Origin of the sequence: Aminobacter sp. NyZ550 (genome assembly GCF_025628925.2) — a bacterium.
GTDB lineage: Bacteria > Pseudomonadota > Alphaproteobacteria > Rhizobiales > Rhizobiaceae > Aminobacter > Aminobacter ciceronei.
Genome location: NZ_CP114190.1, coordinates 3,829,939 through 3,849,708 on the forward strand (window position 1 = coordinate 3,829,939; position 19,770 = coordinate 3,849,708).

Consider the following 19,770-nt stretch of genomic DNA (forward strand, 5'->3'; position numbering starts at 1 on the left):
TGTCCTTCATCGGTGTGGGCGACGGGCACGAATCCGCAGCCATGGCCGGCTTTATAGCCGAAATGCTTATCGATAGCTTATGGCCCAGCTTGGAAGCGACGAAAATCCCGTGGGAGAACTTTCATCGATGAAATGCCGGCTTGCGGGTCACCTAAGCACAGCCTATAGCAGCGCCTTGAGATGACAGACCTATCGTCCCTGCCGCCCTACCCGCACCGCCATCTTCTTGGCATCCGCGACCTTTCTCCATTCGACATCGAAATATTGCTCGACCGCGCCGACGCGGCCGTCTCCATTTCGCGTCAGTCGGAGAAGAAGACTTCGACGTTGCGGGGCAGAACCCAGATCAATCTGTTCTATGAAGCCTCGACGCGCACGCAATCGTCGTTCGAGCTCGCCGGAAAACGCCTCGGCGCCGACGTGATGAACATGTCCGTGGCGAGCTCTTCGGTGAAGAAGGGCGAAACGCTGATCGACACGGCGATGACGCTGAACGCGATGCGGCCCGACATCCTGATCATTCGCCACCAGTCGGCGGGTGCCGCCGCACTGTTGGCGCAAAAGGTTGGCTGCTCGGTGGTCAATGCCGGCGACGGCGCGCATGAGCACCCGACGCAGGCGTTGCTCGACGCACTGACCATCCGCCGCGCCAAGGGCCGCATTGCTCATCTTACGGTGGCGATCTGCGGCGACATCCTGCATTCGCGCGTCGCCCGCTCCAACATCCTGCTGCTCAATGCGCTCGGCGCCCGCATCAAGGTCGTGGCTCCTTCGACGTTGCTGCCTTCCGGCATCGCCCAGATGGGCGTCGAGGTGACGCAATCGATGGCCGAGGGCCTGAAGGACGCCGACGTCGTCATGATGCTGCGCCTGCAGCGCGAACGCATGGCCGGCGCATTCGTCCCTTCGGTACGCGAGTATTTCCGCTACTACGGCCTCGACGCCGAAAAGCTGAAGGCGGCCAAGCCCGACGCGCTGGTGATGCACCCCGGCCCGATGAACCGCGGCGTGGAAATCGCCTCGGAGATCGCCGACGGCCCGCAGAGCGTCATCCAGGAACAAGTGGAAATGGGCGTCGCCGTGCGCATGGCGGTGATGGAAGCGCTGCTCGACCCGCGCCGCAATCGCGACGGAAAGAACGCATGAGCATCACGGTTTTCCAGCGCGCCCGCCTCGTTGACCCTTCGCGCGGCATCGATGAGACTGGCACCGTCATCGTGGACGGCAAGAAGATCGTCGCCGCAGGCGCAGACGCGCTCAACCAGGGCATACCAGGCGGCGCCGAGGTCATCGACTGCGCCGGCAAGGCGATCATTCCCGGCCTGATCGACGGCCGCGTCTTCATCGGTGAACCCGGCGGCGAACATCGCGAGACGATTGCCTCGGCCAGCATCGCGGCGGCCGCCGGCGGCGTAACCTCGATCGTGATGATGCCCGACACCGATCCTGTCATCGACAATGTCGCGCTGGTCGAGTTCGTCCTGCGCACTGCCAAGGAAACAGCCTCGGTCAACGTCTTTCCCGCCGCTGCCGTCACCAAGGGCCTTGACGGCCATGAGATGACCGAGTTCGGCCTGCTGCGCGAAGCTGGTGCTGTCGCCTTCACCGACGGCCGCCACACCATCGCCAGCTCACTGATGATGCGCCGGGCGCTGACCTATGCCCGCGACTTCGACGCGGTGATCGCCCACGAGACGCAGGACGCCGATCTCGCCTCGACAGGCGTGATGAACGAAGGCCTCTACGCCAGCTGGCTCGGTCTTTCGGGTATTCCGCGCGAGGCCGAGACCATCCCGCTCGAGCGCGACCTGGCGCTCGCCCGGCTGACCCGCGGAAACTATCACGCGGCAAAGATCTCGACCGCGATGGCGGCAAGTGCCGTGTCGCGCGCCAAGGCCGACGGCGCCAAGGTCACAGCAGGCGTCTCGATCAACAGTCTGTCGCTCAACGAAAACGACGTCGGCGAATACCGCACTTTCTTCCGGCTGGCGCCGCCCTTGCGCGCCGAGGAAGACCGCATCGCCATGATCGAGGCGTTGAAGGACGGCACAATCGACCTGATCGTTTCTTCGCACGACCCTCAGGACGTCGACACCAAGCGTCTGCCCTTTGCCGACGCCGCCGTCGGCGCGATCGGCCTGGAGACGCTGCTGGCCGTGGCCTTGCGCCTGCACCACAATGGCGAAGTGCCGCTGCTGCGCATCATCGATGCACTTTCGACCGCCCCGGCAAAGCTGTTCGGCCTGCCGGGCGGCACGCTGAAGCCCGGTTCGATTGCAGATTTGGCGCTTGTCGATCTTGGCGAGCCGTGGCTGGTGCGCGAGGCCGACATCCGCTCGCGCTCCAAGAACACCTGCTTCGAAGGCGCGAGGCTGCAAGGCAAGGTCTTGAAAACCTTGGTCGGCGGACGCACAGTGTTTTCGGCCTGATAGGCCACGGGGGAGACCACAGACCTTGATGCCGGATGACATTTTTCCGACGGCCATGCACGTGCTCATCGCGGCCGCCGTATTCGGCTATGCCCTCGGCTCGATTCCGTTCGGCCTGCTGCTGACCCGCGCGGCCGGCCTCGGCGACGTGCGCAAGATCGGCTCCGGCAATATCGGCGCCACCAACGTGCTGCGCACCGGCAACAAGAAGCTGGCGGCAGCAACGCTGCTGCTCGACGCGCTCAAGGGCACGGTGGCTGTGCTTGTCGCTTCGCGTTGGAGCCACGACGCGGCCCTTGCGGCCGGCCTCGGCGCCTTTATCGGCCATCTCTATCCGATCTGGCTCGGCTTCAAGGGCGGCAAGGGCGTCGCCACCTATCTCGGCGTGCTGTTCGGCCTGTCGGGGCTCGGCGCGCTTGCCTTCGCCGTTACCTGGCTGCTCGTCGCCTTCGTCAGCCGCTACTCGTCGCTCGCCGCGCTGACTGCCGCCATCGTCGTGCCGATTGCTCTTTATATGATCGACATGCCCAAGGCCGCCGGCCTGCTGGCCCTGATGAGCCTGATCGTCTTCATCCGCCACCGCGCCAACATCTCGCGTCTGCTTGCCGGCACTGAATCGCGGATCGGGTCCAAGGGATGACCCGCGCCGCCGCCGGGCCGCATCTCAGCGACCGGCAGCGGCTTCATTGGCTGCGCCTGATCCGTACGCCAAATGTCGGCCCCGCAAGTTTTCGCGACCTGATCAACCGCTTCGGATCCGCCGAAACGGCAATTGAGATGCTGCCCGAAATCATGATGGCCGGGGGCGCAAACCGCCCGGTTCGGGTTCCCTCGATGGCCGAGGCAGAGACGGAGATGCAGCTGGCGCGCAGATGCGGCGCGCGCTTCGTTGCGCTTGGCGAGCACGACTACCCGCAGACGCTCACGCGCATGGACAACCCACCGCCGCTGCTCGCCGTCAAGGGCACCGCTGCCGTCTTCGGCTTGCCGCCGGTGGCCATCGTCGGCGCGCGCAACGCCTCGCTCGCCGGCATCAAGATGGCGCGCATGCTTGCCTCGGAGCTTGGTCGCAACGGCTATGGCGTGATCTCGGGACTGGCCCGCGGCATCGACACCGCGGCCCATCAGGGCAGCCTCAACACAGGCACGGTCGGTGTCCTGGCCGGCGGCATCGATCGCCCCTACCCGCCCGAGAATGTCGGCCTCTGCGACGAGATCGCCGAACGCGGCGCCATCGTCTCCGAAATGCCGTTCGGCTGGGAGCCACGCGCCCAGGACTTTCCGCGCCGCAACCGCATCGTCGCCGGCCTGGCGCTCGGACTTGTCGTCGTCGAGGCGGCTCAACGTTCGGGTTCGCTGATCAGCGCGCGGCTTGCCGGCGAGATGGGACGCCTGGTCTTCGCCGTGCCCGGCTCGCCGCTCGACCCACGCGCCGCCGGGAGCAACGGCCTGCTCAAGGATGGCGCGACGCTGGTGACAGAGGCTGCCGACGTGCTGGAAGCTCTAGCGCCGCTGGTTGGACGCCAGCCTTTTGCACCGGCCAGACTCGAGGAACCGCCTGATTTCACCGCGACACCGCCACCCGTCGACGGCGACCGCGCCCGGGTGATCGAGGCGCTCGGCCCGGTTCCAGTCGAGGTCGATGAATTGATCCGCCACACCGGGCTTCATCCGGCGCAGATCTTCATGATCCTTCTGGAGCTCGACCTCGCCGGTCGGCTTGAGCGCCATTCAGGCGGGCGTGTTTCGCTCGTTGAGCCCGACATGTGACGGGCGCTCGCCGGGGGCGACACCGGCGGCTTCGACATAGGCCATGTCGATCAGACAAGCGGGTGTGCCGCGAGGCGTCGACCAGGATGCCGAGCTGGCCAGGCATCGACAGTATGGAATCAAGAGTTTTGGCCCGCCTTTGCGCAGGTGCCTGCTTGTCCGGAAGGGGCCCTCTGCCGCCCCGCGTGAGTCGCGTGACCAAGGCCGATTTCAACGCCAATGGCCGGCTCAACCGGCGATGGTGGACATTCAGCAAATCTAGTATAGATTGCAATCGGATGAATTAATATACCCAGGATTGCAATCCGGTTCTTCACCGTCGTTTTTGCCCCCTTCCCCTTGACCGGACCGAAAAGCGCGGCCATGTGACGAGCGAATTGAAAATCTTCGCCACGCGCCGTTTGCCGTTGTTTGGGCGCTTCACTGGAAAATCAGCCACATATGGACGTCGTTGTCGTCGAGTCACCGAACAAGGTGAAAAGCATCAACAAGTACCTGGGCCGGAACTACAAGGTTCTCGCCTCGTTCGGCCATGTCCGCGATTTGCCGGCCAAGGACGGCTCGGTGAAGCCGGAAGACGATTTTGCCATGTCCTGGTCGGTCGACACCGCATCGGCCAAGCGGCTCAGCGATATCGCCAAGGCGGTCAAGGAAGCCGACGGCCTGATCCTCGCAACCGATCCGGATCGCGAAGGTGAAGCCATCGCCTGGCACGTACTCGAGGTGCTGAAGCAGAAGCGCGTGCTGAAGGACAAGACGATCAAGCGCGTCGCCTTCAACTCGATCACCAAGCAGGCCGTGCTCGAAGCCATCTCCAACCCGCGCGAGATCGACCCGCCGCTGGTCGATGCCTATCTGGCGCGCCGCGCGCTCGACTATCTTGTCGGCTTCACCCTGTCGCCTGTGCTGTGGCGCAAACTGCCCGGCGCCCGTTCGGCTGGCCGCGTGCAGTCGGTGGCCTTGCGCTTCGTCTGCGACCGCGAAGCCGAGATCGAACGTTTCGTGCGTGAGGAATATTGGCAGATCGCCGCCATCCTTGGCACGCCGCGTGCCGAAAACTTTGAAGCCAGGCTGACCGCCTTCGACGGCAAGAAGCTGCAGAAGCTCGACATCTCGTCACAGGCCATGGCCGATGACATCAAGGCGATGCTCGATGGCGCAAGCTTCAAGACACTGTCGGTCGAGGCCAAGCCGACCCGGCGCAACCCGAGCGCGCCCTTCACCACCTCGACCTTGCAGCAGGCTGCGTCGTCGCGCCTCGGCTTCTCGGCAAGCCGCACCATGCAGGTCGCCCAGCGCCTCTATGAAGGCATGGAGATCGGTGGCGAGACCGCCGGCCTGATCACCTATATGCGTACCGACGGCGTCCAGATGGCGCCGGAGGCGATCGAAGCCGCACGCAATGCCATCGCCAAGGAATTCGGCACAAAGTACCTGCCCGAAAAGGCGCGCCAGTACACCACCAAGGCCAAGAACGCCCAGGAAGCGCACGAAGCCATTCGGCCGACCGACTTCAATCGCACGCCGGCAGAGATGCGCAAATTCCTCGATGCCGACCAGGCCCGGCTCTATGAGATGATCTGGAAGCGCGCCATTGCCAGCCAGATGCAGCCGGCCGAGATCGAGCGCACCACGGTCGAGATCGAGGCGCGCAACGGGTCAAGAATCGCCGGCCTGCGCGCCGTCGGTTCGGTCACCCGCTTCGACGGCTTCATCGCCGCTTATACCGAGCAGAAGGACGAGGATTCGGAAGACGAGGAAAGCCGTCGCCTGCCCGAGATCCGCGCCGACGAAACGCTGAAGCGCGAGAGCGTCGACGCCAGCCATCACACCACTGAGCCGCCGCCCCGCTACTCCGAAGCCAGCTTCATCAAGAAGATGGAAGAGCTCGGCATCGGCCGGCCCTCGACCTATGTCGCCACGCTCAAGACGCTTGAGGACCGCGACTATGTGAAGATCGAGAACCGCAAGCTCGTGCCCCAGGCCAAGGGCCGGCTGGTCACGGCCTTCATGGAGAGTTTCTTCCGGCACTATGTCGAGTACGACTTCACCGCCTCGCTCGAGGAAAAGCTCGATGAAGTCTCGGACGGCAAGCTCGCCTGGCGCGACGTGTTGGCCGATTTCTGGAAGGACTTCTCGGGTGCGGTCGACGAGATCAAGGAACTGCGCGTCACCAACGTGCTCGACGCGCTGAACGAGGAACTCGCGCCACTGGTCTTCCCGGAACGCGAGGACGGATCGAACCCGCGTATCTGCCCGAAATGCGGCACCGGCAACCTGTCGCTCAAGCTCGGCAAGTACGGCGCCTTCGTCGGCTGCTCCAACTATCCCGAATGCGGCTTCACCCGCCAGCTCGACGGCCCCGGCGGCAACGGCGACAATGGCGGCCTCGAAGACGGCACCAAGGTTCTGGGCAGCGATCCCTACACCAATGAAGAGATCACGCTGCGCAGCGGCCGCTTCGGCCCCTACATCCAGCGCGGTGACGGCAAGGACGCCAAGCGCTCCAGCCTGCCCAAGGGCTGGGCGGCTGCGTCCATCGATCACGAAAAGGCGCTCGCCTTGCTGGCACTGCCACGCGATGTCGGCCAGCACCCAGAGACGGGCAAGATGATCTCGGCCGGGCTTGGCCGCTACGGCCCGTTCGTGCTGCATGACGGTGCTTATGCCAATCTCGAAAGCATCGAGGACGTGTTCTCGATCGGCCTCAACCGCGCGGTCACGGTGCTTGCCGAAAAGCAGGCCAAGGGCAAGGGCGGACGCGGCGGCGGTACGCCGGCGGCGTTGAAGGATCTCGGCGAACACCCCGCCGGGGGCGGCAACGTCACCGTGCGCGACGGCAAGTACGGCGCCTATGTCAATTTCGGCAAGGTCAATGCTACCTTGCCGAAGAACACCGATCCGGCCACCGTGACGATGGAAACGGCACTCGCGCTGATAGCCGAAAAAGAGGCGAAAGGCGGTGGCGCCAAGAAGCCTGCCCGAGCCGCCAAGAAGCCGGCGGCCAGCACAACCAAGAAAGCGGCCGCCAGCAAGGCCAAGAAGAAGGACTAGGCGACCGTGGCGCGAAAGATTTCCGGACGAAATGCCGGCACCAGACGCGCCGCAAGCGACGAGGTCCGTGGCAAGGACGTCTACCGGCCGTCGCGGGACGAGATTCTGCGCTACATCGCCGAGAATCCTGACCGCAGCGGCAAGCGCGACATCGCCAAGGCCTTTGCGCTCAAGAACGACGACCGCATCTGGCTGAAGCACCTGCTGCGCGAGTTGCAGGACGAAGGTCTGCTGGAAAAGAGCCGCAAGCGCCTGACCCGCGCCGGCGCGTTGCCGCATGTCGCCGTGCTCGACATTTTTGGCCGCGACGCCGAAGGCACGCTTTTGGCCCGCGCCTCCGAACAGCCTGACGGCCCGATCGTGGCCATCAAGCTGTCGCGCAGCGGCAATGGACCTGTGCCCGGCGTCGGCGACCGCGTGCTGGCCAAGACCTTCCCCGTCGACGATCATATCGACGACAACGAGCCGGCCTACACCGCCCGCGTGATGAAGATGTTCGAGAAGCGCGCCGACACGGCGCTCGGCATTTTCCGCATCCTCAAGGACGGCAGCTTCCGCATCGAGCCGGTTGAACGCCGCCAGCCCGAGCTGGTGATCGACAAGGACCACCACAACGGCGCCAAGGACGGCGATCTGGTCGAAGTGGTGCCGGAACGGGCCAGCCGTTACGGCCTGCCGCGCGCCAAGGTGGTCTCGGTACTGGGTTCGTTGACCAATGAGAAGGCGGTCTCGATGATCGCCATCCATGCCCACGACATTCCCCACATATTCCCCGCCGACGTGATCGCCGAAGCCGAGGCCGTGAAACCGGCGACGCTAGACGGCAAGCGCGAGGACTGGCGCGAGCTGCCGTTGGTCACCATCGACCCCGCCGACGCCAAGGATCACGACGACGCCGTCTATGCCGTCGCCGACAGCGACGAGAAGAACCCCGGCGGCTTCATCGTCACCGTCGCTATCGCCGACGTGGCAGCCTATGTCCGTCCGGGCACGGCGCTCGACAACGAGGCACTGAAGCGCGGCAACTCGGTCTACTTCCCCGACCGCGTCGTGCCGATGCTGCCCGAGCGCATCTCCAACGATCTGTGCTCGCTGCGCGAAGGTGTCGACCGCCCGGCGCTGGCCGTGCGCATGACGTTTTCGGCCGAGGGCCGCAAGATCAGGCACGCCTTCCACCGCATCATGATGCGGTCTTCGGCCCGCCTCGCCTATCCGCAGGCGCAAGCCGCCATCGATGGCATCCCGGATGAGAAGACCGGGCCGATCCTGGAGACCGTCCTCAAGCCGTTATGGGCCGCCTATGACGTGCTCAAGCGCGGCCGCGACAGTCGCCAGCCGCTCGAACTCGACCTGCCCGAACGCAAGATCCTGCTCAAGCCGGACGGCACGGTTGACCGCGTCATCGTTCCCGATCGCCTCGACGCCCACAAGCTGATCGAAGAGTTCATGATCCAGGCGAACGTCGCGGCTGCCGAGACGCTGGAGAACAAGAAGCAGAAGCTCGTCTACCGCATCCATGACGGCCCTTCGCTGGCCAAGCAGGAATCGCTGCGCGAGTTCCTGCAAACGATCGGCCTGTCGCTGGCGCGTGGGGCCGCGATGCGTCCAAGCCAGTTCAACGGCATCCTCGAGCAGGTGCGCGGCGGCGACAATGAGCAGCTCGTCAACGAGGTGGTGCTGCGTTCGCAGAGCCAGGCCGAATACAATCCCGACAATATCGGTCACTTCGGCCTCAATTTGCGCCGCTACGCGCATTTCACCTCGCCGATCCGCCGTTATGCCGACCTCATCGTGCATCGCGCGCTGATTGGGTCGCTCGGCCTCGGTGCCGGCGGCCTGACGCCCCAGGAGGAAGCGCGGCTGGAAGAGACCGCCGGGCTGATCTCGCAGACGGAACGCCGCGCCATGGCGGCAGAGCGCGAGACCGTCGACAGGCTGGTCGCGGGTTTCCTGGCCGAGCGCGTCGACGAGACATTCGAGGCGCGCATTTCCGGCGTCGTCAAGGCGGGACTATTTGTCCAATTGCCGCAATATGGCGCGGATGGTTTCATCCCGGTGTCATCGCTAGGTGACGACTATTACCATTTCGACGAAGCAGCCCGCGCCCTGTTCGGCGAACGCTCCGGCAAGGGCTATCAGCTCGCCGATCGCGTCGAGGTCAAGCTGGTCGAGATCGCGCCGCTGGCGGGTGCCATGCGCTTCGAGATGCTGACCGAACCGAAGCCCCTGCCCGGTTCCAAGCGGTCCTTCCACAAGACCAAGGGGCAACGAACGCGTGCCCGCGCCTCCCAGCCACGGCGAGGACCTCGCGGCAGGAGATGACGATGGAAGAGCAGGTATTCGGCGGCAACCACCACAAGGTTGCGCGTGAACCTCGGCCGGTCTGGCAAGCGATCAAGCGGGGCCTGCTCTGCAAGTGCCCGAACTGCGGCCAGGGCCGGCTGTTTGCGTCGTTCGTCAAGACTGTCGACAGATGCGAAGTCTGCCACGAGGAGATTTTCCATCATCGCGCCGACGACCTGCCCGCCTATCTCGTGGTTGTCATCGTCGGCCACATCGTCGTCGGCGCCTTCATGGGCGTCGAGGCGACCAGCAAGCTGGCCCTATGGCAGCATCTGCTGATCTGGGTACCGCTGACCATCGTTTCCGCGCTCGCGCTGCTGCGCCCGATGAAGGGCGCCGTGGTCGGCATGCAATGGGCGCTCTACATGCACGGCTTCGGCGGCGAAGAAGACGTGATCGAAACGCATCCCGAGGCTTGAACCCGGGCTGGCGCAATGCCCAAGAGCAAGCAAGTGCTTCCGTCCAACCCGACATTCCGTTAGGACAGCCGCGATGGATGGCATTAGCAAAGCAGACCTCGACAGGCTCGAAGCCAGGGAAATGGCCAAAGGACCAGCCCCCTTGCGTCCGCGCGACGCGGCGACGTTGATCCTGCTCGACCGCAAGGGCGACGACGTGCTGGTGCTGATGGGCCGGCGCCACATGAAGCATGCCTTCATGCCCGGAAAGTTCGTCTTTCCCGGTGGCCGCACCGACCCGGCAGACAGCCGCATCAAGGTGGCCGAAGAGCTCCATCCCGACGAGCAGGACAAGCTGCGCGCCGGCACCGGCCGGGTCAGCGTCGCGCGCGCCCGGGCGATTGCGCTTTCGGCTGTTCGCGAAACCTACGAAGAAGCAGGGCTTCTGATCGGCCGGCGCGGCCCGTTCTCGACCACCAAGGCCGACTGGCAAGGCTTTGCCGAGCATGGCGTCGCGCCTGCGCTCGGCTGCCTGCGCTTCATCGCGCGCGCGGTGACCCCTCCCGGCCGGGTCAGGCGTTTCGACACACGCTTCCTCTCCGCCTGGCGCAGCGACGTCGCGGTCGAGTTGCCTCAGGGCGGACCGACAAACGAGCTCGAGGAACTGATCTGGTTGCCCTTGGCAGATGCCATGCAGGCCGACATTCCGGCGATCACCCAGTCGGTGCTTGGCGACCTGAGGCAGCGGCTAGCTGTCGATCCCGGACTCCAGCCGGGTGGCGAGGTGCCATTCTACCGCATGCTCGCCCAACACTTCCGCCGCGACATCCTGTAGGGCTTTGCATGACCGATACCGTTCAGGAGGCTGAAAACGTCGAACGCGTGCACTGGCGCGCGATTTCAGCGGCCATTGCCTCGATCAGCGTCGTCGGCATCGCCATTGGGCTGGGCATACCGCTGTTGAGCGTGATTCTCGAATCGCGCGGCTATTCCTCCTCGATGATCGGCCTCAACACGGCAGTCGCCGGCATCGCCTCGATTGCCGCCGCCCCGCTGGCGACGCCGATCGCCATGCGCTTCGGCGTCGTCTGGACGATGCTGGCGATGATTCTCGCCGGCGCCGTGGCCTTCGTCGGCTTCTATTTCGCCCAGTCCTTCTGGATGTGGTTTCCGTTGCGGGCCGTGCTGCATTTCGCGCTGACAGTGCTGTTCATCCTGTCGGAATTCTGGATCAGCACCTGTGCTCCGCCACATCGGCGCGGCCTGGTGCTCGGCATCTATGCCACCGTGCTTTCGCTCGGCTTCGCCGCCGGCCCATGGCTGTTCTCGCAGATCGGCAGCAGCGGCCTCCTGCCGTTCGGCCTGACCTTCGCCTTCGTCATGATCGCCGCGATCCCCGTCTTGCTGGCGCGCAGCGAAAGCCCCAGGATCGTCTCCGAAGGCGGCAAGGGTGGCTTCTTCCGCCACATCTGGATCGTGCCGACAGCGACCGCCGCCGTTCTCGTCTTCGGTGCGGTGGAAACAGGCGGCTTCGCCCTCTTCCCGATCTACGGCCAGCGCATCGGCTACAGCGAGGGCGAGGCAGCGATGCTGCTGACCATGATCGGGCTCGGCAATTTCCTGCTGCAGATTCCGATCGGCATGCTGAGCGACCGCATCGGCGATCGCCGCATCCTGCTGCTCATCTGCGCCCTCGTCGGTCTGGGCGGAACGCTGGCGATGCCGTTGTTGACCATCAACTGGCACCTGATGGCGGGCATGCTGTTTGTCTGGGGCGGCGTGGTGGCGGCACTCTACACCGTCGGCCTCGCGCATCTCGGCGCACAGCTATCAGGCCGCGACTTGGCCTCGGCCAACGCCGCCTTCATCTTCTGCTACGGCGTCGGCATGATCCTTGGGCCGCAGGTGATCGGCATCTTCATGGACGTCTTCGGCCCGAACGGATTCGGCTGGGCGCTGGCGGTGTTCTTCGGCGGCTACGTCGCCATCGGACTGGGCCGAATTGCCGCGAAAGCGAGCCGATAGCGCTCCAAGGCTTGACTTTCCGGGCGCGTTCTTTATGTGTCCCGCAGGTTTTCCGCGTCCGGGTTGTTTTCCCGTCCTGAGGCGGGTGCAACTCCAGACGATTAACGGACGAGAATCATGGCCAAGGCTGCAAACATCAAGATCAAGCTTCTGTCGACCGCCGACACCGGTTTCTTCTACGTGACGAGCAAGAACAGCCGCACGAAGACGGAAAAGCTGTCGTTCCGCAAGTACGACCCGGTTGCGAAGAAGCACGTCGAATTCAAGGAAACCAAGATCAAGTAATCTGGTTGCCTCCAGGAATTCCAAAACGCCGCCCATCGGGCGGCGTTTTCGTTTTCAGAACTGTCTACCGCACGGCGGCTTGCGCCAACGCATCGAAGGGCACACGGAAAGCCGCCTGCCCCATACTCAGTCAAAACGGGATGATTTCGAGATAGGGGGCCGGTCGGCGTCTGGCAGCGGTACGAGGAGGCCACTATGTGCCAGTGCCGGCCGGCCGACCCCACGGACCCAGGAGATGCGGCGGACCTGAGCATCATGGGGTATCGATAGGGCTATCCGGCCTGTGCTCCTCGTGCCGGCGCCCGTCCTTCTTCTCGATCTCACAGTCGCGCAAGATCGCTTGAAAATCAACACTTTCTTAACCACGGCTCGCGAATCGCCCGGGTTAAGGTAAACGATTGAGCTTAACGCGCTTGACCGTGAAGCCGTACTGCGGCTCAGGCCGCTCTCGCCACCACGCGATTGCGACCGCGTGTTTTGGCGTCGTAAAGCGCCAGATCCGCCCGCTTCATTAGCCCGGCAACTGTGTCTCCTTCCATGACCAGCGCCGAGACGCCGACGCTGACCGTCACCGACACGCCCTGCTCGGTTCCGCCGAGCTTGAACGGCGTCCTGGCGATTTCGGAGCGGATGCGTTCGGCAACGATCTCGGCCAGCGCGCCTTCGGTATCGGGCATCACGATGACGAATTCCTCGCCGCCGAATCGGCAAGCGAGATCAATGCCGCGCACGCTCTTCTTCACGCGCCGAGCGAATTCGCGCAGGACCTCGTCGCCGCCGTCATGGCCAAACGTGTCGTTGATGCGCTTGAATCGGTCGAGGTCCGTGATCATCAGCGACAGCGGCCGACGACGGGCAGCCGCGCGCTCGACCAGCCGCGGCAGGTGGCTGTCGAGGTAGCGACGGTTGTGCAGACCGGTCAGGCCATCCGTTACCGCCATCTCGATGGTCTGGCTGACGCTCTGCCTGAGCTCGTCATTGTAGCGCTTGCGCCGCACCTGTGTGCGCAGGCGGGCGATCAACTCCTGCCTGTCCAGCGGCCGCACCAGATAGTCGTTGATGCCGAGTTCAAGCCCGCGAACGGTCAGGTCGTCCTCTTCCTTGTTGACCAGCAGCACGATCGGCAGCGAGCGCGTGCGGTCGAGCGACCGGAGCTGCGAGCATAGCCTGAGCGGATCGAAGTCGGAAAACCCCGACGACACGATGATGCACTCATAGGCACCTTCGGCCGCGTTGAAGAGCCCCGACTGCGGATCGGCGGCCAACTGCACGTCGGCGGCGCCATCCAGCAGCGCGCAGATATGAGCAGCGGAAGACGTTTGCTCATCGATGAGCAGGACCTTCGGCAGTTCCCCCCGGACCAGGTCGGATCGGGCCAGAAGCTCGTCCATGCCGATGCTGTGGGTGGTCGAGGCGCGCAGCCTGAGCTCGTCGGTCAGCACCTTGAGACGGACGAGACTCTTGACGCGGGTGATCAGTTGCAGGTCGTTGACAGGCTTGGTCAGGAAATCGTCGGCGCCGACGTCAAGGCCGCGCACGCGGTCGGTGACATGGTCGAGCGCCGTGACCATGACGACGGGAATGTGGGCGGTTGCCGGATCGGCCTTCAGGCGGCGGCATACCTCGAAACCGTCCATGCCGGGCATCATCACGTCGAGCAGCACGACATCGACCTTGCCGTCCTCGCAGGCGGCGATGGCATCAGGTCCATTGAAGGCGGTCAGCACCTCGAAATACTCGGCGAGAAGCCGGACTTCGAGCAGCTTCACATTGGCCGGTATGTCGTCAACGACGAGGATGCGCGCTGTCATGCTAGTCCCTCGAGCGAGCCGGCGAGCACATCAGGCATCGCCCAGATAGGATTTGATCGTCTCGATAAAGCGCGGCACCGAGATCGGCTTGGAAATGTAGGCTTCGCAACCGCCCTGCCTGATCCGCTCCTCGTCGCCCTTCATGGCGAATGCGGTGACGGCAATGACGGGGATGGTGTGGAGGTCGTCATCCTCCTTCAGCCATTTGGTGACCTCGAGGCCCGAGACCTCGGGCAGTTGGATATCCATCAGGATGAGGTCCGGCCGATGCTTCCGTGCAAGATCGAGCGCTTCGAGCCCGTTGCGCGTGCGCACGGTCTCATAGCCGCTTGCCTCGATGAGGTCGCGAAAGAGCTTCATATTGAGCTCGTTGTCCTCGACGATCATCACCTTCTTGACCATAGAAATTCCGTCCCGATTGCTCGCCACAGGTCCGCGGCAATCCTGTTGCGCGCCGGATGCGCACACCAACCCCGAATCCGACCGTAACTCAAGAACATTACGAAACGTAAAACACCGAAGCCAAATCACGGATGGTTGCGCGACCGCTTTAGCGGTTGCCCCGATGGCTGCTTGCGGCTACTCCCGACAGAGGTCGATCGGGGCGAACACCAGATGCAGAAGAACCAGCAATCGCAGGAATACGCCGAAGCGCTTGCAGTCCAGGCACTTGGCTTCGTCGCCTCCGACGCGGAGCTCCTGCCGCGCTTTCTGGCCATATCAGGCATCGAGGCGCATCAGATCCGCCGCGCCGCCCAGGAGCCCGGCTTCCTCGCCGGCGTCCTGAACTTCATTCTCGCCCATGAGCCGACACTGCTGCGTTTCTCGCAGGAGGCAGGCATCGCGCCGGGCGAAGTGGGCAGCGCCCTGCGTGCCCTGCCCCTCGGCAATGACGACCACGAGCGCTCCGCATGAGCGAAGATCCCGAAACAGCCCGCCAGATCGCCGAACTGGCCCGCGACACCAGGCCGTTGCTGGTGCTCGACGTCGACGAGGTGCTGCTCGAATTCATGGTGCCGTTCATGCGCTTCCTCGATGCGCAGGGACTGGCCTTCTCGGCCAGGTCGTTCAAGCTGACCGGCAACATCGTCGACGTAAAGACGCAAGTGCCGCTGGACCAGGAAGCGGTTTCGGCGCAGCTCGACGGCTTCTTTCATGCCCAGAGCGAATGGCAGACGGCAGCACTTGGCGCGGCCGATGCCGTGGCGGGGCTCGCGGCAGGCGCGGAAGTGGTGCTGTTGACCGCGATGCCGCATCGCCACCGCGACATCAGGCGCCGGCATCTCGATGCGTTGGGTTTCCCCTACCCGCTTCTGACCACTGAAAGGGCCAAGGGCCCCGCGCTGCGGCTGTTGCGGGGCGAAACCAGCCGCAGGGTCGCCTTCGTCGACGACATTCCGCACAATCTGGTCTCGGTGCGCGACGCCGTCGCCGACGCGCATCTGTTCAACCTGATGTCCTATCGTGAAATGCGTGCATTTCTGCCGCCGCTGCCGGATGGAATCGTCATCGAGGACGATTGGTCCCAGGCCGCGCCGAAGATCGCCACGGCCTTGGGTCTCTAGTATCACTGACTATTCGCCGAGATTGCGCCACCAGTTGCGGCCGGTGTCGAGCCTCTCGATGCCTTCGCTGTCGAGCCTGGCGGCCCATTCGGCCGCCGACTTGCCTGCCAGCATGAGATTCGGCGCGATTTCAGCCAGCGGGACCATGACGAACGCACGGTCGAGCATGCGCGGATGCGGTATCTCAAGTCCGACATCGCTGACATTGCTGTTGCCCAGCAGGAGCACGTCGATGTCGATGAGGCGCGGGCCCCAGCGCTCGATGCGCACGCGTTTCAGCCGCCGCTCGAGCTCGAGGCAGAGCTTCAGCAGTTCGAGCGGCGCGAGCGTGGTAGCGACTTCGGCGGTGACGTTCAGGAAATCGGGCTGATCGACCTTGCCCCAAGGCGGCGTGCGGTGCAGAGACGAGACTTCCACAACGCGCGTGCCGCCGGAACTGTCGAGCATGTGCAGCGCCGACGCCATCGACTTCGCTGGGTCGCCCAGGTTGCCGCCGAGGCTGAGAAAGCCGCGCTCCTCAACCTGGCCAGACAACGGTCACCTCTACGTAATCGAGGACGCCGGGCACGGGCGCATTCGGCTTGCGGACCGTAATTTCGGCCCGCTTAATCTGCGGGAAACGCGCTGCGAGCGCGCGACCGCACTCCTGCGCCAGCGCCTCGATCAGGAAGCGCCGCTGGCCGGTAATGATCTTTTCGATGACCTGGAAGGCAACGCCGTAGTCAACGGTGCTGTCCATCGAATCGTCCTCCAGCGGACGCGACGGATCGACCGTCAGCTCGGCATCGACATAGAAGCGCTGGCCAAGTGCCTCTTCTTCGTCGAACAGGCCGTGCCGGGCGAAGAAGGCGCAGTTTTTCATACGGATAAGGTACATCTGGGTCAGCGTCCCGGCAGGTTGGTCTGTCGCGCCAGCATAGCATCTGCGAATGCCAGCGCGTCCACGTTGATTGCGACATCATGGACGCGAAATATATCCGCGCCCTGCAGGCGGAGTATGACGCTCGTCGCCGCCGTCCCCGCGTCACGGTCGGCTGCTTCGCGCCCGGTAACATGGCCGACGAAGCGCTTGCGCGAGGTGCCGGCGAGCAGCGGATAACCGAGCCCTCTCAGCTCCGAAAAACGCGCCATCAGGTCGAGATTTTCGTCCGCATCCTTGGCGAAGCCGAAGCCCGGATCGAGCACGATCTGAGCGTCCTGGACACCGGCCTCCCGGGCGATCTCCAGCGAACGGCGCAGGAACAGCAACTGGTCGTCGATCACGTCGGGCAGCTTGTCGCGCTCGCGTCCGGTATGCATGAGCACCAGCCCTGCCCCGGTGTCGGCTGCGACCCGAGCAATACCTGGCTCGCGCTGGGCGCCCCAGACATCGTTGACGATGTGCGCGCCGGCGGCAACGGCGAGCCGCGCTGTCTCCTCGCGGTAGGTGTCGACGGAGATCAGTGTATCGCCAGATCGGGCGAGTGCGGCGATGATCGGCAGCACGCGATCCTGCTCTTCGGCTGAAGAAACAGGTGCTGCGCCCGGGCGGGTGGATTCACCGCCGACATCGATGATCACGGCCCCTTCGGCGACCATGCGGCGCGCCTGTTCGAGCGCGCGCTCGGGCGCATCGAACGCGCCGCCGTCGGAAAAACTGTCGGGCGTGACGTTGAGGATGCCCATCACAAGCGCCCTGTCGCCGAGGTCGAGTTGGCGCCCATGCGCCAGTTGCCATCGTTTGCCGGTCATGCCGTCGCCACAAAACAATTCCAGAGCACAGACCACGTCACGAAATATCAACGCTTGCAGCTTCAACTCGCTGCACGGTCACATCAGCGGCACGATCCGATTTCCGTTGCGCCGCCATCGCCCCTAACGCAAGGTAGGCCAAGAGGCAACTAATGAAGCAACTCTTCCTGGCCGCCCTACTCGCTGGAGGCATTTGCCTACCCGTTCAGGCGGCAACTGTGTCCAAATCCTACAGCTATTTCACCATCACCGGCAAAACGCTCGACGAGATCGAGCAGCAGCTGATGACGCGCGGGCCCGAGGTCAAGAGCACCGGCGGCAGGCACCCGGGCGCAACCCAGATGGAATTCACCAGCCGCATCGGCTACGCCGAGGTCAAGGGCGGCTGCGCCATCGTCTCGGCCCAGGTCACCGTCAAGGCCAAGGTGATCCTGCCGCGCTGGCGCCAGAACGGCAAGGCAGCCCAGGACGTCAAGCTGATCTGGAACACGCTGTCTTCCGACATCAAGCGCCACGAGGAAAGCCACGTCGTCATTGCCAAGAACCACGCCCGTGAACTGGAACAGGCGCTGAGGGCGATCGGCAAGCAGAAGAGCTGCGACATCGCCGCCACCAAGGCAAAGGCGACGAGCAACCGCATCCTCAATGCTCATGACCGGGCACAGGAGGAATTCGACCGCATCGAAGGCATCAATTTCGAAAGCCGGATTGTCAGGCTGCTGCGCTACCGGCTGGAGCGCATCGACGCCGGCAAGCTCAAGAACTGAGGGCCAGGCCTCTGCAAAATCAGTCAGGAACGCCGAGCTTCTTGTGCAGGCTCGTCGACGACGTCGTGTATTGAAACACGACGCGTTCCTTGGGGCTGATGATGTGTTTGGCAGCCTGCGTCATCAGCGCGGATTCATGAAAGCCCGACAGGATCAGCTTGAGCTTGCCCGGGTACCAGTTGATGTCGCCGATGGCGAAGATTCCCGGCTCCGACGTTTCGAATTTTTCGGTGTCGACCGGGATCTGGTTCTCGTGAAGATGGAGGCCCCATTCTGCCACCGGCCCCAACTTCATGGTCAAGCCGAAGAACGGCAGCAGCCGCGTGCAGGCAACCTCGGTATCGGCATCCGCTCCCTTGACGGTGACGGAGCGCAATATGCCGTCCTCGCCTGACAGGCTTGAAACCTGGCCGATCACAAGGTCGATGGCGCCCGCATCGCGCAGCGCATGCATCTTGCCGACATTGTCGGGCGCGGCACGGAATTCCGGACGCCGATGGACCAGCGTGACGCGTCTGGCCACCGGCTGCAGGTTGAGCGTCCAGTCGAGCGCGGAATCCCCGCCGCCAACGACGACCACCTCCTGATCGCGGAAATCCTCGATGCGCCGAACCGCATAGCGGACGCTGGCCTGCTCATAAGCCTCGATGCCAGGGATCGGCGGGCGCTTGGGCTGGAACGAGCCGCCGCCGGCGGCAATCACCACGACCTTGGCGTCGAAGACCTCATTCTCGTCGGTCGTGACGCGGAAGCTGCCATTCTCGAGCCGCTCCAGCGCAGTCACCATCCGGTTGAAGGTGAAACCGGGCTTGAATGGCGCGATCTGTTCCAGAAGCTTGTCGACCAGCTCCTGGGCGCCGATCACCGGATAGCCGGGAATGTCGTAGATCGGCTTTTCCGGATAAAGCTCAGCGCATTGCCCGCCGGGGCGGTCGAGAATGTCGATAAGGTGGCAGCGCATGTCGAAGAGACCGAGCTCGAACACCGCAAACAGGCCGATCGGCCCGGCTCCGATGATCAGGACGTCGGTTGTGGTGATGTCGCTCAAGGCCACCTCGCCGCTGACGCACGCATTTCGAAAATGTGCATGACAACAGCTGTCATGCCAAGCAAGGCCAAGTTGGGAACGTCAGCCCTGGCGCTCGGGAATGGAGACAACCAGGCCGTCGAGTTCGTCGCGAACCTTGATCTGGCAGGAAAGGCGCGACGACGGCCGGACCTCGTAGGCGAAGTCGAGCATGTCTTCTTCCATTGCCTCGGGCTCGCCGACGATCGCCGTCCATGCGTCATCGACATAGACATGGCAGGTCGCGCAGGCGCAAGCGCCGCCACATTCCGCCTCGATGCCCGGCACGGCATTGCGGATCGCATTTTCCATCACGGTCGAGCCGTTCTCGGCCTCGACTTCGAAACGCGTGCCATCATGGGCGATGTAAGTCAGCTTGGTCATGCTCGTTCCCGAAATAGGTCACACGGCAGATAATCACTCCGCCGTGTGTGTCAACTGCCGTGCGATAGCGCCGCCGGCTGTCGGAATTACACTGTCTGGTCCACAAATGTTACTGCGGCCATTGCACGCCCCCCGGGAAGGC

Annotated in this window: 20 protein-coding genes; 13 read left to right on the plus strand and 7 right to left on the minus strand. The window is 64.1% G+C overall.

Annotated elements, in window-relative coordinates; genetic code table 11:
- Nucleotides 1-180 precede the first annotated feature (180 nt).
- The 10 genes from N7E70_RS19040 (at nucleotide 181) to rpmG (ending at nucleotide 12,304) form a co-directional block, all read left to right on the plus strand.
- Nucleotides 181-1,146, plus strand: coding sequence for an aspartate carbamoyltransferase catalytic subunit (locus N7E70_RS19040; protein WP_067962480.1), 966 nt, complete (start codon nucleotides 181-183; stop codon nucleotides 1,144-1,146).
- Nucleotides 1,143-2,429 carry a dihydroorotase gene (locus tag N7E70_RS19045; RefSeq protein ID WP_263007289.1) on the plus strand — a complete coding sequence of 429 codons (1,287 nt, stop codon included), beginning with the start codon at nucleotides 1,143-1,145 and terminating at the stop codon, nucleotides 2,427-2,429. The genes N7E70_RS19040 and N7E70_RS19045 overlap by 4 nt, the downstream gene beginning before the upstream one ends.
- A gap of 28 nt (nucleotides 2,430-2,457) precedes the next feature.
- Nucleotides 2,458-3,069 (plus strand): glycerol-3-phosphate 1-O-acyltransferase PlsY, encoded by a 612-nt coding sequence (gene plsY / locus N7E70_RS19050; protein WP_263007290.1) that lies wholly within the window; start codon nucleotides 2,458-2,460, stop codon nucleotides 3,067-3,069.
- The gene (gene dprA, locus N7E70_RS19055; RefSeq protein WP_263007291.1) at nucleotides 3,066-4,199 is read left to right on the plus strand and encodes a DNA-processing protein DprA; all 1,134 of its coding nucleotides are present in this window, start codon (nucleotides 3,066-3,068) and stop codon (nucleotides 4,197-4,199) included. The genes plsY and dprA overlap by 4 nt, the downstream gene beginning before the upstream one ends.
- A gap of 441 nt (nucleotides 4,200-4,640) precedes the next feature.
- Nucleotides 4,641-7,253 (plus strand): type I DNA topoisomerase, encoded by a 2,613-nt coding sequence (gene topA, locus N7E70_RS19060; RefSeq protein ID WP_067962489.1) that lies wholly within the window; start codon nucleotides 4,641-4,643, stop codon nucleotides 7,251-7,253.
- A gap of 6 nt (nucleotides 7,254-7,259) precedes the next feature.
- On the plus strand, nucleotides 7,260-9,575 hold the full coding sequence (gene rnr / locus N7E70_RS19065) for a ribonuclease R (RefSeq protein WP_182573861.1): 2,316 nt from the start codon (nucleotides 7,260-7,262) through the stop codon (nucleotides 9,573-9,575).
- A 2-nt stretch (nucleotides 9,576-9,577) separates the two neighbouring features.
- Nucleotides 9,578-10,015 (plus strand): DUF983 domain-containing protein, encoded by a 438-nt coding sequence (locus N7E70_RS19070; protein WP_067962496.1) that lies wholly within the window; start codon nucleotides 9,578-9,580, stop codon nucleotides 10,013-10,015.
- A gap of 73 nt (nucleotides 10,016-10,088) precedes the next feature.
- Nucleotides 10,089-10,829, plus strand: coding sequence for an NUDIX hydrolase (locus N7E70_RS19075; RefSeq protein WP_067962500.1), 741 nt, complete (start codon nucleotides 10,089-10,091; stop codon nucleotides 10,827-10,829).
- A 47-nt stretch (nucleotides 10,830-10,876) separates the two neighbouring features.
- Complete coding sequence (locus tag N7E70_RS19080) at nucleotides 10,877-12,019, plus strand: MFS transporter (protein WP_263007334.1); 1,143 nt, start codon at nucleotides 10,877-10,879, stop codon at nucleotides 12,017-12,019.
- Nucleotides 12,020-12,136: 117 nt separating this feature from the next.
- Nucleotides 12,137-12,304: a 50S ribosomal protein L33 gene (gene rpmG / locus N7E70_RS19085; protein WP_019173400.1), complete on the plus strand. Its 168-nt coding sequence runs from the start codon at nucleotides 12,137-12,139 to the stop codon at nucleotides 12,302-12,304.
- A gap of 437 nt (nucleotides 12,305-12,741) precedes the next feature.
- Here rpmG and N7E70_RS19090 read toward each other — a convergent pair whose 3' ends face one another.
- The gene (locus N7E70_RS19090; protein WP_263007292.1) at nucleotides 12,742-14,115 is read right to left on the minus strand and encodes a PleD family two-component system response regulator; all 1,374 of its coding nucleotides are present in this window, start codon (nucleotides 14,113-14,115) and stop codon (nucleotides 12,742-12,744) included.
- A 30-nt stretch (nucleotides 14,116-14,145) separates the two neighbouring features.
- A complete protein-coding gene (locus N7E70_RS19095; protein WP_067962504.1) occupies nucleotides 14,146-14,517 on the minus strand; it encodes a response regulator in 372 nt (123 codons plus the stop codon).
- A gap of 213 nt (nucleotides 14,518-14,730) precedes the next feature.
- Here N7E70_RS19095 and N7E70_RS19100 point away from each other — a divergent pair, with 213 nt between their 5' ends.
- Nucleotides 14,731-15,030: a DUF3572 domain-containing protein gene (locus N7E70_RS19100; RefSeq protein ID WP_263007293.1), complete on the plus strand. Its 300-nt coding sequence runs from the start codon at nucleotides 14,731-14,733 to the stop codon at nucleotides 15,028-15,030.
- Nucleotides 15,027-15,680 carry a hypothetical protein gene (locus N7E70_RS19105; RefSeq protein WP_263007294.1) on the plus strand — a complete coding sequence of 218 codons (654 nt, stop codon included), beginning with the start codon at nucleotides 15,027-15,029 and terminating at the stop codon, nucleotides 15,678-15,680. The genes N7E70_RS19100 and N7E70_RS19105 overlap by 4 nt, the downstream gene beginning before the upstream one ends.
- A gap of 9 nt (nucleotides 15,681-15,689) precedes the next feature.
- Here N7E70_RS19105 and folK read toward each other — a convergent pair whose 3' ends face one another.
- From folK to folP, 3 genes are read right to left on the minus strand one after another with little or no spacing between them, the layout of a single operon-like run.
- A complete protein-coding gene (gene folK, locus N7E70_RS19110; RefSeq protein ID WP_154386060.1) occupies nucleotides 15,690-16,214 on the minus strand; it encodes a 2-amino-4-hydroxy-6-hydroxymethyldihydropteridine diphosphokinase in 525 nt (174 codons plus the stop codon).
- Nucleotides 16,198-16,557 (minus strand): dihydroneopterin aldolase, encoded by a 360-nt coding sequence (folB, locus tag N7E70_RS19115; RefSeq protein ID WP_154386061.1) that lies wholly within the window; start codon nucleotides 16,555-16,557, stop codon nucleotides 16,198-16,200. Before folB ends, folK begins: the two co-directional genes overlap by 17 nt.
- A gap of 5 nt (nucleotides 16,558-16,562) precedes the next feature.
- Complete coding sequence (gene folP, locus N7E70_RS19120; RefSeq protein WP_263007295.1) at nucleotides 16,563-17,411, minus strand: dihydropteroate synthase; 849 nt, start codon at nucleotides 17,409-17,411, stop codon at nucleotides 16,563-16,565.
- 152 nt (nucleotides 17,412-17,563) lie between these two features.
- Here folP and N7E70_RS19125 point away from each other — a divergent pair, with 152 nt between their 5' ends.
- Nucleotides 17,564-18,178 (plus strand): DUF922 domain-containing Zn-dependent protease, encoded by a 615-nt coding sequence (locus tag N7E70_RS19125; protein ID WP_154386063.1) that lies wholly within the window; start codon nucleotides 17,564-17,566, stop codon nucleotides 18,176-18,178.
- A gap of 19 nt (nucleotides 18,179-18,197) precedes the next feature.
- Here the strand turns inward: N7E70_RS19125 and N7E70_RS19130 are convergent, their stop codons facing one another.
- Both N7E70_RS19130 and N7E70_RS19135 read right to left on the minus strand, forming a co-directional pair.
- On the minus strand, nucleotides 18,198-19,226 hold the full coding sequence (locus N7E70_RS19130; protein ID WP_263007296.1) for an NAD(P)/FAD-dependent oxidoreductase: 1,029 nt from the start codon (nucleotides 19,224-19,226) through the stop codon (nucleotides 18,198-18,200).
- 81 nt (nucleotides 19,227-19,307) lie between these two features.
- Nucleotides 19,308-19,628, minus strand: coding sequence for a 2Fe-2S iron-sulfur cluster-binding protein (locus tag N7E70_RS19135; protein ID WP_067962523.1), 321 nt, complete (start codon nucleotides 19,626-19,628; stop codon nucleotides 19,308-19,310).
- Nucleotides 19,629-19,770 lie beyond the last annotated feature (142 nt).